A 15,705-nucleotide genomic window follows, 5' to 3' on the forward strand; every position below is an offset into this window, starting at 1 on the left:
GCTAGCAGCTATTTTTTTTATAGTCTTCAGACGAATCAGGTAGCCATTGCCGCAACAAGGCGTGCAGCTGTTCCGGCGCCACCGGCTTGCGCAGTACCAGGTAGCCCTCTTCTTCCGCCTGGCGCAGCGCGGGCGAATCCCATTCACCGCTGACCATGGCCAGCGCGGCGTCAGGGCACAGTGCCTGCAGGCGCTGGAGCAAGGCGAACCCACTCTCGCCGGAGCGCAAACGCTGGTCACAGAAGATGGCCTGCGGCGTGAAGCCCTGTTCCAGCCAACCCAGTGCCTCGGCACCATCGGCCGCGCAGCGCACCTGCACACCCCAGTCCTGCAGCAGTTGCTGCCAGCCTGCGGCCACCTGCGGGTCGTCCTCCACCACCAGGCAGCGGCCCTGCAGGCCGCCCTGGCGCGCCACGGTGGCGGGCGTTGGCGCAACGACCACTGCGCTGGACGTGGCAGGCGGCAGCCGCAGCCAGAACCGCGAGCCGCGCCCCAGGCGCGACACCAGGCCCAGGGGCGCATCCATCAGCTCGGCGCAGCGCGCCACCACAGCCAGGCCCAGGCCGTAGCCTGCATCGTCTGCCACGCGCGCCGAGGCACTGCGGGTGAAGGGCGAGAAGATCCGCTCGCGCTCCTCGGCGGCAACGCCGGGGCCGGTGTCCCACACCTCCACCTGCCAGTACCCGGCGCGGCGGCGCACAGCCAGCAGCACGCCGCCACGCTGCGTGTACCGCAGCGCGTTGTGCACCAGGTTCACCACGCACTGGCGCAGCAGCATCGGGTCGGCCTGCACCCGGGCGCTGGCCGGTGGCGGGCGCAGGCGCAGCACCAGGCCCCGGATGCGCGCAGATTCCCCCAGGAGCGTGGCGACTTCGCGCAGCAGCGGCGCCAGGGCCACCGCCTGGGGCCTTGCCTGCACGGCCCCAGCTTCGATGCGCGACAGGTCCAGCAGCGCATTGCACATCCATTGCAGCGACTGCACGCCCTGGCGCAGGTTCTGCAGCGTGGCATCCAGCGCCGGGTCCCGGTTGCGCAGCGCGATGGATTCGGCCAGCAGCCCCACGGCATGCACGGGCTGGCGCAGGTCGTGGCTGGCGGTGGCGAGGAACTGGTTCTTCACGGCCAGCGCCTGCTCGGCCTCGCCCTTCGCGGCACGGAACCGCTCCGTCAGGTCCACATTGCTCAGAAAGAACTGATGGCTGATGCTCGCATTGCGAAAGAACACGCCAAACGCCAGATGCATGGGCAACAGGTACGGCCAGTGATCGGGAAACACATAGGGCACCGACAACAGGCTGACCGCGTAGCTGGTGAAAAAGAACCGCTTGAAAACCACCAGCGCCGCCGACTGGTGCGCGGCATGCGCCGACACCACCAGCGTGGAGCCACAGATGAACACCACGCGCAGTTCAAAGGGCGTGTCGGGCCCAGCGGAGGCCGCAGAACTCATCACCAACGCGCCGTACAACGCAGCCAGCGCTTGCACACGAGGCAACCAAACGGCCAGCAGCGTTGCCGCATCGTGGCTGTCGCGCTGCTTCAGGGCCCGCTGCCAAAGGCCCCAGACGCCCCACACAGCCCCCACCAGCAACAACGACGCCCCCCACCACAGCGTGATGCCAGGGGGCCACAAGCCCAGCGAATACAGCCAGGCCAAGCCCGGCAGCCCCAGCAGCGGCATGACAGTGCAGCCGTCGCGCACCCGCATGAAGCTGTTGCCCAACAACTGCAGCTGGGCGGCAGGTGCCAGGGTGTCCCAGGAGAGCACGCGTTCGGAGTTCATCGGGCCGATGTTGGCATCTTCCCGCACCAAACACCCCCTACTTTGGGAGGGTTGCGTGTTGACGCCGGCGCGTGGCACCGCTTGGGGGTACGTCGGGCAGCGACTAGGGCATGGCTGAGTGCGCATCTGCCGCGGCCCCACCCACAGCGCAACCGTCACCACCGCACGGAGGCAGCGGTCGCGGCGCCGACAATGGCGCCCAGCAGGCTCAGGCCAGCGCGCGCTGGATGATGATCTTCTGCACGTCGCTCGTGCCTTCGTAGATCTGGCACACACGCACGTCGCGGTAGATGCGCTCCACCGGGAAGTCGTTCACCACGCCGTAGCCGCCCAGCGTCTGGATGGCGGCGCTGCACACGCGCTCGGCCATTTCGCTGGCAAACAGCTTGGCCATGGCGGCTTCCTTCAGGCACGGGCGGCCCGCGTCGCGCAGCGCGGCGGCGTGCCAGATGAGCTGGCGCGCGGCTTCGATCTGCGTGGCGCAGTCGGCCAGGCGAAAGCCAACGGCCTGGTGGTTGAAGATGGCCGTGCCAAAACTCTCGCGCTCCTTCGAATACGCCAGCGCCGCATCAAACGCGCTGCGCGCCATGCCCACGCTCTGCGCGGCAATGCCGATGCGCCCGCCTTCGAGCGCGCCCAGGGCAATCTTGTAGCCTTCGCCCTCGGCGCCGATGAGGTTCTCGGCCGGGATGCGGCAGTTGTCGAAGTTGATCTGCGCCGTGTCGCTGCTGTGCTGGCCCAGCTTGTCTTCGAGCCGCGCTACCACATAGCCGGGGTTGCTGGTGGGCACGAGGAAGGCGCTCATGCCCTTCTTGCCCGCGCCCTTGTCGGTCACGGCGATGACGATGGCCACATGGCCGTTCTTGCCGCTGGTGATGAACTGCTTGACGCCGTTGATCACATATTCGTCGCCCTGCCTAACGGCGGTGGTGCGCAGTGCAGAGGCGTCGGAACCCACATGCGGCTCGGTCAGGCAGAAGGCGCCCAGCATTTCCCCGCGCGCCAGCGGCGTGAGCCAGTCGCGCTTTTGCTGTGCATTGCCATAGCGCATGAGGATGGCGTTGACGGGGCAGTTGGTCACGCTGATGGCCGTGCTGGTGCCACCATCACCGGCGGCGATTTCTTCCAGCACCAGCGCCAGCGTCACGTAGTCCAGGTTGGCACCGCCGAACTCTTCGGGCACGCAGATGCCGTAGGCACCCAGTGCAGCCAGGCCCTGGTGCGCCTCTTTGGGGAAGTGGTGTTCCTTGTCCCAGCGCGCGGCGTGGGGCCACAGTTGTTCTTGCGCAAAGTCGCGCACCGCGTCGCGGATCATTTCCTGGTCTTGGGTCAGCAGCATGTTGTCTCCTTGGGATCGTTCGGTGCCGGCAGGCTCTGGATGCCCAGGCACCTACCGGCGAGTCAACATGCAATTTTGCCCGCGTCTGCGGGCGCGCTTACCAAACGGCGGGCGGACTACGTGCTCCTGCGTACCCCGGCCGCAGCAACCGTCCGCCACGCCCTTGTCCATAGGCTCCTAGACCAGCGAGACCTTGCCGCTGGACAGCTCGTACACGCCCCCCACGGCGCGGATGGCGCCGCTGGCCATGCGCCCGGCCAGGAGGGGTTCGGAGGTGGTCAACCGGGCCACATTGAGCCGCACGTTCTGCTCGGTGGCCGCCACCAGCAAGTTGGCGGGCTGGCGGCGCTGCGCCGCCTCGACGGCCGGGCGGATGGCGTTGACCAGCCCCGGCAGATGGCCGGGCAGCTGGGTGCCTTCCTGCACCACCTTGATGGTGGCGGAAACAGCGCCGCAGTTGCTGTGCCCGAGCACGAGGATGAGCGGCACCTGCAGAACCTCGATCGCGTATTCCATGCTGGCCAGCGCATCGTCGTTCAGGAAGTTGCCCGCCAGCCGCACCACAAACAGATCGCCGGGCCCCTGGTCGAACGCCAGCTCGGGCGCAATGCGCGAATCCGCGCAGCTCAGGATGGCCGCAAAGGGCCGCTGCCCGGTGGTGCGCGCCACCCGGCCCACCGAAAAGTCGCGCTGCGTGGAACGGCCCGCCACGTAGCGGGCATTGCCCTGCACCAGCCGCGCAAGCGCTGCGTCGGGGCCGATTCGGTTGTCGGGCAAAGGGGTGTCTGCAGCCAGCACGCGGGCGCTGGAGGCCAGGGCAGCCAAGGCTGCGGCACCGCCCAGAAGGCGGCGGCGGGACGGCGCAAGCGCCGCCGGGGTAGCAAGACAATCACACATTTTTTGGACTCCCGGTTGGGTTGCATGGAGCTGGCCCTCTCTTTAGCCAGCCCGCGCAGGAAGCCGTTTTCAGGCAGCCAGCGCCACGCAATTTTGCGGATCCACTCCACCGGGCGCCAGTCCAAATCTTGCATCGATCCGGCAGCCTGATAGCCGCCAGGCTACCAGTGCGTGGCGCGGCGCCCGTCGTGGTGCAGCAGGCGGCCTTTGTCGGCGGCCGTGACGCCCGCCACGGTGGCGCGCAGGCCGCGCACGCTGTCCTGCACGGTCAGCGCAGCGCCTTCGCCGCCCATGTCGGTCTGCACCCAGCCGGGGTCGATGGTGATGAGGGTGGCGTTCGGGTAGTCGTGTTGGGCGGATGCGATGGCCATGTTCAGCGCTGCCTTGCTGGTGCGGTACAGCCAGGAGCCGCTGTTGGGAACGCTGCCAATCTGCGACATGGACGAGGACAAGAAAGCGAACACGCCCTGCGCGTCGGCCACCAGGGGCGCGACCTGCGGCAGTGTCTGCATGGCGCCCAGCACGTTGGTGTGCATCACGGCATCGAAGTCCTGCTGGGTGGGCGGCGTGAGCGCATTGGGGCGGCGGATGACACCGGCCACATACCAGGCGGTCTCGATCTTTTCGCCGTCCAGTTGCCAGGCCAGCCCGCTGACGCTGGCAGGGTTGGCCACGTCCACGGTCAACACCTCGGCGCCCAGGGCCTGTACCCGCTCGCTGCCCGCAGCGTCGCGCACGGTAGCGATGACGCGGCGGCCCGCCTCGGTGTACTGGCGCACCAGCTCCAGCCCAATGCCGCGCGATGCGCCGATGACCAATATGGATTTCATAGAGGGAATTTGAATGAAATTGGGCTCTAGCGCTTATCCATCAAGCGCTGAAAGCTATCAAAACAGAAGTATTCAACATCAATCCCCTCAAGCGTCGCCGAGTTGCTGCTCTTGCGCCAGTTGGGCGCGGTAGCGCTGCAGCATCGCCACTTGCGACTCGGGCTCGGTCGCAAGGCCCATATGGTCGTGAATCATCTGGCCCATGGTGGGCAGTTGCGCGCGATCCACCTGCGCATCTGCGGACCACAGCCGCGAGCGCATGAAGGCCTTGGAGCAGTGCAGGTAGGCCTCGGCGACGCGCACTTCGATCACTATCTTTGGGCGCTGGCGCTCGGCCGTGAAGAAGTCGGTATACAGCGCTTCGTCGCGCAGGCGTGCGGTGCCATTCACCCGCAGGGTTTCATCCACACCCGGGATCATGAACAGCAGGCCGATGCGCGGGTCACTCAGCAGGTTGGTCAGGGTGTCGAGCCGGTTGTTGCCGCCCGCATCGGGCAGCAGCAGGGTGTGGGGATCGGGTGACTTCACAAAGCCCGGCGCACCGCCGCGCGGCGAGGCATCGAGCAGCGCACCATGGGCGCCACCACTGGCCACCACGCAGAACGGCGACAGGGCAATGAAGCGCTGGCAGTGCCCATCCAGCTGCGGTTGTTGCTTGCGCAGGGCCCGCTCGCCGGGGGCTGCGTACAGGGTGCGCAATTGTTCGAGCGTTTCGATCATGGTGTGGCCTGCAAGGGGTTGAAAGAGTTCACGGGCAATGCACGGCAAACTCGAAATAGCCTGACCATGCGGGATCAAACGCGAAGGTCAGCTCCAGTGATTCGGCCTCATCGCGCAGCAGCAAAGGTGCGAGCGTCTGCATGGCCAGCTGCTTGTCGCCCACGTAATACACGGCCTTGCGGCGCCCCGCGCGGGTCAGTGTGTAGGCCATGATGCCCAGCTGCGGCAGCGCGAGCAGCGTGGCTGCCTGGTCCTGCAGGTCTTGCACGGCGGCCAGCTGATCGCGGTTGCCCACGGCCAGGTCCAGGGTCAGCGCGTAGGCCAGATCAGCGCGCATGGCCACGGGGTTGGCACTGCGGTTGACCATGACAATGGCCTTGTCTTCAGCCTCGTCACCGCTGCCATCCTCATCGTCCTGCCCGCCAAACGACAAGGTCATGCCCGACCAGTCGTGCTCGCCCGCAGGGAAGTCGCTGGTGCGGCCCAGGGTGTCCACCCAATAGCGGTCGAACACCGGCACAAACTGGCTCAGGGGCACCCAGGGTGCCAGCGGGTCGGAGGCTTCCTCCACAAAATCCACCGCGCCCACCTTGACGGCAAAGTCGTATTCGCCCAGCACATGGTCGAGCATGATGAACGCCATGTTGCGCGCGTGGTCCTGGTAGTCGCTGGGGATCTCGCGGCCAAAGCGGATCTCCAGCGCGGCCTGGCCATCGTCCTGTCCGCAGGCGACCAGCACCTCCGATGTGGACAGCTCAAAGCCCTCCATGCCGATGGGAAAGTCGGGCTGCGAGGTGCGCTCGCGAAACGCGCGCACCCGGTAGTTCTGCAGCGTGGAGGCGGCAGCCACCACCTCCATCAGCAACGGAAAGTTGTCTATGCTGCCGTGGGCGGTGACGATGAGATCCACCACCGCATCGCTGTCGCCGCCAGACATCTCCAGCGCCAGGCCCCTCAGGTGACGCTCAATGAGCACGTTGGCCGATTCGACCCGCTCGCGCAGAGGCTGGGCCTGGAGCGATGCCTGGGCATCGACAAATTCACGCCAGAAGGTGGTGATCTCGGGAGATGGTGCGGTCATCGCGGTCCTTGTGAAGAGATGGGAATCATCCCATCCCTCTCCATCGTCAGACCAGTTCGAGCGCCACGGCCGTGGCCTCGCCGCCGCCGATGCACAGCGTGGCCAGGCCCTTGGTCAGGCCGCGCGCCTTGAGCGCGTACATCAGCGTCACCATGATGCGTGCACCGCTGGCGCCGATGGGGTGGCCCAAAGCGCAGGCGCCGCCGTTCACATTGACCTTGTCGTGGGGCAGGTCCAGCTCCTTCATCAGCGCCATGGGCACCACCGCGAAGGCTTCATTGATCTCCCACAGCTGCACATCGCCAACCTGCCAGCCGGCCTTGGCCAGCGCCTTCTGCGTGGCCCCCAACGGGGCAGTGGCGAACCACTCGGGCTCTTGCGCATGCGTAGCGTGGCTCACGATGCGGGCCAGGGGCTTGCAACCCAGCTTCTTCGCGGTGGATTCGCGCATCATCACCAGCGCGGCGGCGCCATCGTTGATGCTGGAGCTGGACGCGGCGGTGATGGTGCCGTCCTTCTTGAAGGCGGGCTTGAGTGTGGCGATTTTTTCGAGCTTGACCTTGCCGGGGCCTTCGTCCACGGACACCACGGTTTCGCCCGCGCGGGTCTTGACGGTCACTGGGACGATCTCGGCCGCGAAAGCGCCGGACTCGGTGGCCGCCTTGGCGCGCTGCACGCTGGTGGTGGCAAACGCGTCCTGCTGCTCGCGGGTGAACTGGTACTTGGCGGCGCAGTCTTCGCCAAAGGTGCCCATGCTGCGGCCCGCTTCGTAAGCGTCTTCCAGGCCGTCGAGCATCATGTGATCAAAGATGCGGTCATGGCCCAGTCGGTAGCCGCCCCGGCCTTTTTGCAGCAGGTAGGGAGCGTTGGTCATGCTCTCCATGCCGCCTGCCACCATGACGTCGTGCGTGTCGGCCAGCAGCATGTCATGCGCCATCATCGCGGCCTTCATGCCCGATCCGCACATCTTGCTGAGCGTGACGGCGCCAGCGCCCTTGGGCAGGCCGCCCTTGAACGCCGCCTGGCGCGCGGGTGCCTGGCCCTGCCCAGCCATCAGGCAGTTGCCGAACAGCACTTCGCCCACGGCGTCAGGCGACACACCGGCACGCTCGATGGCGGCCTTGATGGCGGCGCCGCCCAGGTCATGCGCGGCCAGGCTGGAAAAGTCGCCCTGCAGCGAGCCCATGGGGGTGCGTGCGGCGCCGACGATGACGATGGGGTCTTGAGTGGATGCAGACATGGTGATGGTCTCCTGTGAAATGGTTCGGATGAAATGTTGGGGAGGGGTGAATGCTGGGGGCTACCGGACTGCTGAGCCATGCGCAAAGCGCCGGTCTGTGTCGTAGGGAAAGACGTCAAACATGTGGCCCGCCCGGATGCGTTCCTGGTGCGACTGCCAGAAGGCAGCGTCGAGCAGATCGGCGTGGTGCTGCATGAACACCTCGCGCACGGCATCGTTGCCGAGCAGGAAGGGGCCGAAGGTTTCAGGGAACACATCGCGCGGGCCGACGCTGTACCAGACCTCGCCGCTCATTTCCTCTTCTTCATTGCGCGGCGTGGGCACGCGGCGGAAGTTGCAGTCGGTGAGGTATTCGATCTCGTCGTAGTCGTAGAACACAACCTTGCCGTTGCGCGTGACGCCAAAGTTCTTCCAGAGCATGTCGCCCGGGAAGATGTTGGCGGCCACGAGGTCCTTGATGGCGTTGCCGTATTCGATGACGCTGTGCTCCATCTGCTGGCGCGCGCGCGGGTCTGACAGGCCGGTGTCGAAGGCTTCCTGCAGGTAGATGTTGAGCGGGATCATGCGCCGCTCGATATACAGGTGCTTGATGATCACCTCCGTCTGGCCGTCGCCGTCGCGGTCGCTGATTTCGAGCTGGCTGGGGGCGAACTTCTCGATCTCGGCAATGAGGGCATCGTCGAACCGGCTGCGCGGAAAGGCCACCTCGCTGTATTCGAGCGTGTCGGCCATGCGGCCCACACGGTCGTGCTGCTTGACCAGCAGGTACTTGGCCTTGACCTGCTCGCGCGTGGTTTCCTTCTGATGCGGGAAGTAGTCCTTGATGAGCTTGAACACGAAGGGAAAGCTCGGCAGGTCGAACACCAGCATCACCATGCCCTTGATGCCGGGCGCGATGCGGAACTGGTCGCTGGAGTGCTTCAGGTGGTACAGAAAGTCGCGGTAGAACAGCGTCTTGCCCTGCTTGGCCAGGCCCAGGGCGTTGTAGATCTCGGCCCGCGGCTTGCGCGGCATGAGGCTGCGCAGGAACTGCACGTAGGCGCTGGGCACCTCCATGTCGACCATGAAGTAGGCGCGTGCGAAGCTGAACAGCATCTGCATGTCATCTTCGCCAAACAGGGCCGCGTCGATAAACAGCCTGCCGTTGTCATCGTGCAGGATGGGCAGCGCAAACGGCACTTCGTTGAAGCCGTTGATGATCTTGCCCACGACATAGGCGCCTTTGTTGCGAAAGAACAGGCTGGTGAGCACCTGGATCTGGAAGTTGGCGCGCAGCCTCACTTTGTCGAGCCGGCCTCGCATAGCGCCCACCACGCAGGCGGTGTCTCGGCCCAAGTCCGCAAATTCACGCTGCAGCTGGAAGTTCTCGATGATGACCTGGAAGGTCTCGCCCAGCGTGTCTCGCGACGGGTAATAGGCGCGGTAGGTGGGGCGCGCTGCGGGCTCTTCGTTTTCGATGTATTCGGTACTGACCGCAGGCCGCACAAAGATGAAGTCGTTGTGGAAATGCGTGCGGTGCAGGATCTTGGTGGTGACCGAGTTGAAGAAGGTCTCGGCCAGTTCGGGCTGGTGGTGGTTGACCAAGAGGCCGATGTAGTGCAGCTTGACCTGGTGCCACACGTCCATGGGCTGTGCACCCGCCTCGAACTCTTTCTCTAACCTGCGCACACACTCTTTCACGCGCAGGTCGTAGAACTCGATACGCTCGCGCTGGGCCCGCTGCTGGCCGTGCCAGTCGCCGGTTTCAAAGCGGTGCTTGGCCCGCGCGGACTCGGTGCGGAACAACCGGTAGTGCCGGTTGAAGCCATCCATCATGGCCTTGGCAATGCCGTAGGCCTGGGGAGCGTCAAGCCGTTGTGGGAACATGGCGGGTGCTCAGCCGTTGAGGGGATGCGGTGGTTGGCTATTGCCTTTTGACGGCAGCCACACCAGCGATCGCGGCCTTGTACAGCGAGTCCAGGCCTTCCGTACTACCCACGGACATGTGCAGGTTGTTGATGAGACCATCCTTGAGCCCATAACACCAGCCGTGCAGCGTAACCTTCTGGCCCCGGCCCCAGGCGTCGAGCATCACCGTGGTCTGGGCAATGTTGACGACCTGCTCGATGGCATTGAGTTCGCACAACACGTCATGGCGCCACTCTGGGGCGGTGGCGGCAATCAGGTCACGGTGGCGGTCACGCACATCCTGCACATGGCGGATCCAGTTGTCGGCCAGACCGACGCGCGTGCCCTCCAACGCCGCCAGCACGCCACCACAGCCGTAGTGCCCCACCACCATCAGGTGCTCGATGTGCAACTGATCCACCGCGTACTGGATGGTGGACAGGCAGTTCAGGTCGGTAGGCACCACAACGTTGGCCACATTGCGGTGCACAAACACTTCACCGGGCTCCAGGCCGGTGATCTGGTTGGCAGGCACCCGGCTGTCGGAGCAACCGATCCACATGTACTTGGGCTTTTGCTGCGCCAGCAGGCTGGTGAAGAAGCCGGGCCGCTCGCGCTCCATCTGGGCCGCCCAGGCGCGGTTGTGAACAAACAGGTCTTCGATGGAGGAGGGCATGTTGTCCTTGGGTCTCAATGATTAGATAGAAGATCAGCAGGTTTCAGCAAACAGCTCACGGCCGATCAGCATGCGACGAATTTCGCTCGTGCCCGCACCAATCTCATACAGCTTGGCATCGCGCCAGAGGCGGCCCAGCGGGTATTCGTTGATGTAGCCGTTGCCACCATAAATCTGCACGCCTTCGCCCGCCATCCAGGTGGCTTTCTCGGCACACCAGAGGATCACGCTGGCGCAGTCCTTGCGCACTTGGCGCACATGGTCGGTGCCGAGCATATCGAGGTTCTTGGCCACCGTGTAGGCAAACGAGCGCCCCGCCTGCAGCACGGTGTACATGTCGGCCACCTTGCCCTGGATGAGCTGGAACTCGCCAATGCTCTGGCCGAACTGCTTGCGGTCGTGAATGTAAGGGATCACGTTGTCCATCACAGACTGCATGATGCCCAGCGGGCCACCGGTCAGCACCGCACGTTCGTAGTCCAGGCCACTCATGAGCACCTTCGCGCCCTGGTTCAGGCCCCCCAGCACGTTCTCTGCGGGCACTTCGACGTCCTGGAACACCAGCTCGCCCGTATGGCTGCCGCGCATGCCCAGCTTGTCGAGCTTCTGCGCGATCGAAAAGCCCTTCATTCCCTTTTCGATCAGGAAGGCGGTCACGCCACGCGCGCCCAACTCAGGCTCGGTCTTGGCATACACCACCAGGGTGTCTGCATCAGGGCCGTTGGTGATCCACATCTTGCTGCCATTGAGCACGTAGTAGCCACCCTTGTCCTCGGCCTTGAGCTTCATGCTGATCACGTCGGAGCCCGCGCCGGGTTCGCTCATGGCCAGCGCGCCCACATGCTCGCCGCTGATGAGCTTGGGCAGGTACTTGGCCTTTTGTGCCTCGCTGCCGTTGCGGTTGATCTGGTTCACGCACAGGTTGCTGTGGGCGCCATAAGACAAGCCCACCGAGGCGCTAGCGCGCGAGATTTCTTCCATGGCCACCATGTGGGCCAGGTAGCCCATGGCTGCGCCGCCGTATTGCTCGGGCACCGTGATGCCGAGTACGCCCAAGTCGCCCATCTTGCGCCACAGGTCCATGGGGAACTGGTCATTGCGGTCAATCTCCGCCGCGCGGGGGGCGATTTCAGCCTGTGCGAAGTCGCGCACGGCGTCGCGCAGGGCGTCGATGTCCTCGCCCAGTTGGAAGTTCAGGCCGGGAAGGTTGGCGGGAATGCTCATGGGGAATGTCTCCTCGTAAAAGGTAGGGAAATGGGCCGGATTCAGCCCTGGATGTTGTCGCGTCCTGTGACCGCCATGAGGGTGCACCCCATGGTGGCGATGAGTTTTTCTTGGCTGCCGTCGATGGCGAAAGCGCGGCCTTCGCACACGGTGATGGTGCGGCCGGGCTTCAGCACCCGCCCTTCCATCCGAAATCGCTCGCCCTTGGCGGGGGCCAGCAAATTGATCTTGAACTCGATAGTGAGCACGGCAGCGTCGGCCGCCATCAGGGTGAAACCGGCATATCCACACGCCGAATCCAGCGCTGTGGCCACCATGCCCGCATGGAGAAATCCATGCTGCTGGGTCAGCCCAAGCGCCCAAGGGAGTTCGATGTCCACGGCACCTGGCGCCACAAGGCCCAGCGAGGCGCCCAGGGTCTGCATGGCGCCCTGGCGCGCAAAACTGTCGCGCACGCGGTCGGCAAAGTCAGCGCAACGCGGCTCAAAAGGGGGCGTGCTCACAACAGTCTCCTGATTTACGTTTACGTAAACGTCAATTATGAATCAATTTTGCTTTTCTACCTTGGCCAGCAGCGAGCGCGCCTCTTCTTCGTGCTCGCGCACCTCTTCCAGGTTGGCCTGCAAATCGGCCATCTGCTCTTCGAGCTGCTTGCGATGGACCACCAACACGTCGAGGAATTTGCGCAGCTGAACGCCCGTATCACGGGGGCTGTCATAAAGGTCAATGATCTCCTTGGCTTCCGTCAGTGACAGGCCCAGGCGCTTGGCCCGCAGCGTCAGGCGGAGCCGGGTGCGGTCGCGTGCGCTGTACACGCGGTTGCGTCCGGCAGATCCAGTGCGCTCAGGCTGCAGCAAGCCCATGTCTTCATAAAAACGGATCGCCCGGGTGGTGAGATCGAACTCTTTGGCAAGGTCGCTGATGGTGTAAGTATTGGCCATGGTGGGTGCTGCACACAGCAGTATCGGTTTCGCGCAGGAGACAGCCCGGTGGCGGCAGCTCCCTACAATGCATCGAATGCATGACGTTTACGTTAACGTCAATGCTAACCCATCACACCTTCGCCATGAACCCACTCGAACACCAGATCCACTACCCGCTGGGCGACGCGCTCCCTTCCGAGGGCAGCTCCATCGAGATCGCGCCGGGAGTCCACTGGATTCGCATGGGTCTTCCCTTCGCACTGGATCACATCAATCTGTGGCTGCTGCGCGACCGACAACTGGGCGCTGGCGGTGTCATGCTGGACGGGTGGACCGTGGTGGACTGCTGCATCGACAGTGCTGCGACCCGTGCGCAGTGGGAGCAGATTTTTGTGAACTGCCTGGGTGGCTTGCCTATCTTGCGCGTCATCGTGACCCACATGCATCCAGACCATATCGGCTTGGCCCATTGGCTGTGCGAGCGATGGGATGTACGCTTGTGGATCAGTGCCACCGACTACAACGTGGCGCGGGTTGCTGCCTATGACCCGCAAGGGTTTGGCGGAGAAGCGGGGGCGGATTTTTATGCGCTGCACGGTGCGCAAGACCCGTCCTTTTTAGATCATGTACGAGGACGCGCATCATATTTCCCGACCCTCGTGCCCGCGCTACCACCCCGCTTTCGCCGAATCATGGATGGAGACATGCTGGACATCGGGGGCCGGGCGTGGCGTTGCATCAGCGGCTATGGACACGCGCCAGAGCACATGGCGCTATATTGTGCTGAGTTAACCACTTTGATCAGTGGTGACATGGTGCTACCGCGCATCTCGACCAATGTCAGTGTCCATGCCAGTGAGCCTGAGGCCAATCCGCTGCAGCTCTTCTTGATCTCTCTGCGAAGGTACCTGGATCTACCGGAGAGCACGTTGGTGCTGCCGTCGCACGGCAAGCCATTCACAGGTTTGGCTACACGCATTGCGCAGCTGCAAGACCATCACAGAGAGCGGCTTATCGAAATCCTGCAGGCGGCCCATAACCGCGCCCTGAGTGCTGCTGATACTTTGCCGATTCTTTTTCAACGCAAGTTGGACACCCACCAAATGACTTTTGCGATGGGAGAGGCCCTGGCGCATCTACATTATCTGTGGGTGAATGGCAAGCTAGAGCGTTTTCTAGACCAGGGCGGTGTCCACCGATTCCGAGCAACTAGTCAAGAATATGAGCACCCAAGATTCGACTAATAGGCTCGCCGCCTGGCGAATGACTGCTCAGTTGGGGTATTCAATGCGGAGCTGCGCTGCTTCAAGCCGGAACCTGCGCGACCAATCCAAAAACAAGAATCGGGCAAACACCATCGTCAGTCCGAAAACCTAGTGCGCACATTCAGAAAGCATGGATGACGATCGAAGTCATCCTGCACTGTATTATTGTCAAGCCCAAAGCAAAACGCCCTTCTACTCGATTGAGCAGAAGGGCGATTTGGGCTGTAAGAGCCTGACGATGACCTACTTTCACACGGGAACCCGCACTATCATCGGCGCAAAGTCGTTTCACTGTCCTGTTCGGGATGGGAAGGAGTGGTACCAACTTGCTATGGTCATCAGGCATAACTTGGTGCTGGGCTGTTTTTGTGAACAGCCTGGCGAATTCATAGAGTTTGGAATCAGATTTTTGTGTCTTTTGACTGCGTCAACTTGGCATAACAATCTTTGAGCTTTTCATGCATCCTTACGGTTTGCATATTGGCTATCAAAGTTATAGGGTCAAGCCGCACGAGCAATTAGTATCAGTTAGCTTAACGCATTACTGCGCTTCCACACCTGACCTATCAACGTCCTGGTCTTGAACGACTCTTTAGGGGGCTCAAGGCCCCGGCAGATCTCATCTTGAAACGAGTTTCCCGCTTAGATGCTTTCAGCGGTTATCTCTTCCACACTTAGCTACTCGGCAATGCCACTGGCGTGACAACCGATACACCAGAGGTGTGTCCACTCCGGTCCTCTCGTACTAGGAGCAGGCTTCCTCAAATCTGCAGCGCCCACGGAAGATAGGGACCAAACTGTCTCACGACGTTTTAAACCCAGCTCACGTACCTCTTTAAATGGCGAACAGCCATACCCTTGGGACCGGCTACAGCCCCAGGATGAGATGAGCCGACATCGAGGTGCCAAACACCGCCGTCGATATGAACTCTTGGGCGGTATCAGCCTGTTATCCCCAGAGTACCTTTTATCCGTTGAGCGATGGCCCTTCCATACAGAACCACCGGATCACTATGTCCTGCTTTCGCATCTGCTCGACTTGTCAGTCTCGCAGTTAAGCACGCTTATGCCATTGCACTATCGTCACGATGTCCGACCGTAACTAGCGTACCTTCGAACTCCTCCGTTACGCTTTGGGAGGAGACCGCCCCAGTCAAACTGCCTACCATGCACTGTCCCCGATCCAGATAATGGACCTAGGTTAGAACCTCAAACACACCAGGGTGGTATTTCAACGTTGGCTCCATGAGATCTAGCGACATCACTTCAAAGCCTCCCACCTATCCTACACAGATCTGTTCAAAGTCCAATACAAAGCTACAGTAAAGGTTCATGGGGTCTTTCCGTCTTTCCGCGGGGAGATTGCATCATCACAAACATTTCAACTTCGCTGAGTCTCAGGAGGAGACAGTGTGGCCATCGTTACGCCATTCGTGCAGGTCGGAACTTACCCGACAAGGAATTTCGCTACCTTAGGACCGTTATAGTTACGGCCGCCGTTTACTGGGACTTCAATCAAGAGCTTGCACCCCATCATTTAATCTTCCAGCACCGGGCAGGCGTCACACCCTATACGTCCACTTTCGTGTTTGCAGAGTGCTGTGTTTTTATTAAACAGTCGCAGCCACCGATTTTTTGCAACCCCGTTGGGCTCGCCTTGTACAGGTTCACCTACTTGGGGCATACCTTCTCCCGAAGTTACGGTATCAATTTGCCGAGTTCCTTCTCCTGAGTTCTCTCAAGCGCCTTAGAATACTCATCTCGCGCACCAGTGTCGGTTTGCGGTACGGTCGTCAATAGCTGAAGCTTAGTGGCTTTTCCTGGAAGCAGGGTATCACTC

The 15,705-nt window shown here is 62.7% G+C and carries 13 protein-coding genes and 2 rRNA genes (1 of these 15 cut by a window edge); 1 reads left to right on the forward strand and 14 read right to left on the reverse strand.

Features of this window, described 5'->3' with window-relative positions; all coding sequences use genetic code 11:
- Position 1: 1 nt before the first annotated feature.
- The 12 genes from C8C94_RS14840 to C8C94_RS14895 form a co-directional block, all read right to left on the reverse strand.
- Positions 2-1,783, reverse strand: coding sequence for a hybrid sensor histidine kinase/response regulator (locus C8C94_RS14840; protein WP_233573479.1), 1,782 nt, complete (start codon positions 1,781-1,783; stop codon positions 2-4).
- A gap of 208 nt (positions 1,784-1,991) precedes the next feature.
- Positions 1,992-3,122: an acyl-CoA dehydrogenase family protein gene (locus tag C8C94_RS14845; protein WP_121421261.1), complete on the reverse strand. Its 1,131-nt coding sequence runs from the start codon at positions 3,120-3,122 to the stop codon at positions 1,992-1,994.
- Between the two features lie 177 nt (positions 3,123-3,299).
- Complete coding sequence (locus C8C94_RS14850) at positions 3,300-4,019, reverse strand: carbonic anhydrase (protein WP_055393000.1); 720 nt, start codon at positions 4,017-4,019, stop codon at positions 3,300-3,302.
- Between the two features lie 161 nt (positions 4,020-4,180).
- Positions 4,181-4,849, reverse strand: a complete 669-nt coding sequence (locus C8C94_RS14855) for an SDR family oxidoreductase (RefSeq protein ID WP_121421262.1) — start codon at positions 4,847-4,849, stop codon at positions 4,181-4,183.
- An 87-nt stretch (positions 4,850-4,936) separates the two neighbouring features.
- Positions 4,937-5,569: a pyridoxamine 5'-phosphate oxidase family protein gene (locus tag C8C94_RS14860; protein WP_121421263.1), complete on the reverse strand. Its 633-nt coding sequence runs from the start codon at positions 5,567-5,569 to the stop codon at positions 4,937-4,939.
- A gap of 28 nt (positions 5,570-5,597) precedes the next feature.
- Positions 5,598-6,650 (reverse strand): DUF695 domain-containing protein, encoded by a 1,053-nt coding sequence (locus C8C94_RS14865; RefSeq protein ID WP_121421264.1) that lies wholly within the window; start codon positions 6,648-6,650, stop codon positions 5,598-5,600.
- 46 nt (positions 6,651-6,696) lie between these two features.
- Positions 6,697-7,890: an acetyl-CoA C-acyltransferase gene (locus C8C94_RS14870; protein WP_121421265.1), complete on the reverse strand. Its 1,194-nt coding sequence runs from the start codon at positions 7,888-7,890 to the stop codon at positions 6,697-6,699.
- A 60-nt stretch (positions 7,891-7,950) separates the two neighbouring features.
- Entirely contained in the window at positions 7,951-9,756 is a 1,806-nt protein-coding gene (gene aceK, locus C8C94_RS14875; protein ID WP_121421266.1) for a bifunctional isocitrate dehydrogenase kinase/phosphatase, read from the reverse strand.
- Between the two features lie 37 nt (positions 9,757-9,793).
- Positions 9,794-10,453: a carbonate dehydratase gene (can, locus tag C8C94_RS14880; RefSeq protein WP_121421267.1), complete on the reverse strand. Its 660-nt coding sequence runs from the start codon at positions 10,451-10,453 to the stop codon at positions 9,794-9,796.
- 33 nt (positions 10,454-10,486) lie between these two features.
- On the reverse strand, positions 10,487-11,677 hold the full coding sequence (locus C8C94_RS14885; RefSeq protein WP_121421268.1) for an isovaleryl-CoA dehydrogenase: 1,191 nt from the start codon (positions 11,675-11,677) through the stop codon (positions 10,487-10,489).
- A 41-nt stretch (positions 11,678-11,718) separates the two neighbouring features.
- Positions 11,719-12,180, reverse strand: a complete 462-nt coding sequence (locus tag C8C94_RS14890) for a PaaI family thioesterase (RefSeq protein WP_121421269.1) — start codon at positions 12,178-12,180, stop codon at positions 11,719-11,721.
- A 42-nt stretch (positions 12,181-12,222) separates the two neighbouring features.
- On the reverse strand, positions 12,223-12,618 hold the full coding sequence (locus C8C94_RS14895) for a MerR family DNA-binding transcriptional regulator (protein WP_121421270.1): 396 nt from the start codon (positions 12,616-12,618) through the stop codon (positions 12,223-12,225).
- Positions 12,619-12,743: 125 nt separating this feature from the next.
- Here C8C94_RS14895 and C8C94_RS14900 point away from each other — a divergent pair, with 125 nt between their 5' ends.
- Entirely contained in the window at positions 12,744-13,844 is a 1,101-nt protein-coding gene (locus C8C94_RS14900) for an MBL fold metallo-hydrolase (RefSeq protein WP_121422885.1), read from the forward strand.
- Between the two features lie 251 nt (positions 13,845-14,095).
- Here the strand turns inward: C8C94_RS14900 and rrf are convergent.
- Positions 14,096-14,208 (reverse strand): 5S ribosomal RNA (gene rrf, locus C8C94_RS14905).
- Positions 14,209-14,362: 154 nt separating this feature from the next.
- A 23S ribosomal RNA gene (locus C8C94_RS14910) occupies positions 14,363-15,705 on the reverse strand; it runs 1,536 nt beyond the window's last position.

This window comes from Acidovorax sp. 94 (assembly GCF_003634645.1).
GTDB classification, from domain to species: Bacteria; Pseudomonadota; Gammaproteobacteria; order Burkholderiales; family Burkholderiaceae_C; genus Acidovorax; species Acidovorax facilis.

Bases quoted from the DNA above. Each gene is read 5' to 3' on its own strand.
- C8C94_RS14900 (WP_121422885.1), top strand. From the start codon at position 12,744: ATGAACCCACTCGAACACCAGATCCACTACCCGCTGGGCGACGCGCTC.
- C8C94_RS14895 (WP_121421270.1), bottom strand. From the start codon at position 12,618: ATGGCCAATACTTACACCATCAGCGACCTTGCCAAAGAGTTCGATCTC.
- C8C94_RS14840 (WP_233573479.1), bottom strand. From the start codon at position 1,783: ATGAACTCCGAACGCGTGCTCTCCTGGGACACCCTGGCACCTGCCGCC.
- C8C94_RS14865 (WP_121421264.1), bottom strand. From the start codon at position 6,650: ATGACCGCACCATCTCCCGAGATCACCACCTTCTGGCGTGAATTTGTC.
- C8C94_RS14885 (WP_121421268.1), bottom strand. From the start codon at position 11,677: ATGAGCATTCCCGCCAACCTTCCCGGCCTGAACTTCCAACTGGGCGAG.
- can (WP_121421267.1), bottom strand. From the start codon at position 10,453: ATGCCCTCCTCCATCGAAGACCTGTTTGTTCACAACCGCGCCTGGGCG.
- C8C94_RS14870 (WP_121421265.1), bottom strand. From the start codon at position 7,890: ATGTCTGCATCCACTCAAGACCCCATCGTCATCGTCGGCGCCGCACGC.
- C8C94_RS14860 (WP_121421263.1), bottom strand. From the start codon at position 5,569: ATGATCGAAACGCTCGAACAATTGCGCACCCTGTACGCAGCCCCCGGC.
- C8C94_RS14845 (WP_121421261.1), bottom strand. From the start codon at position 3,122: ATGCTGCTGACCCAAGACCAGGAAATGATCCGCGACGCGGTGCGCGAC.
- C8C94_RS14850 (WP_055393000.1), bottom strand. From the start codon at position 4,019: ATGTGTGATTGTCTTGCTACCCCGGCGGCGCTTGCGCCGTCCCGCCGC.
- aceK (WP_121421266.1), bottom strand. From the start codon at position 9,756: ATGTTCCCACAACGGCTTGACGCTCCCCAGGCCTACGGCATTGCCAAG.
- C8C94_RS14855 (WP_121421262.1), bottom strand. From the start codon at position 4,849: ATGAAATCCATATTGGTCATCGGCGCATCGCGCGGCATTGGGCTGGAG.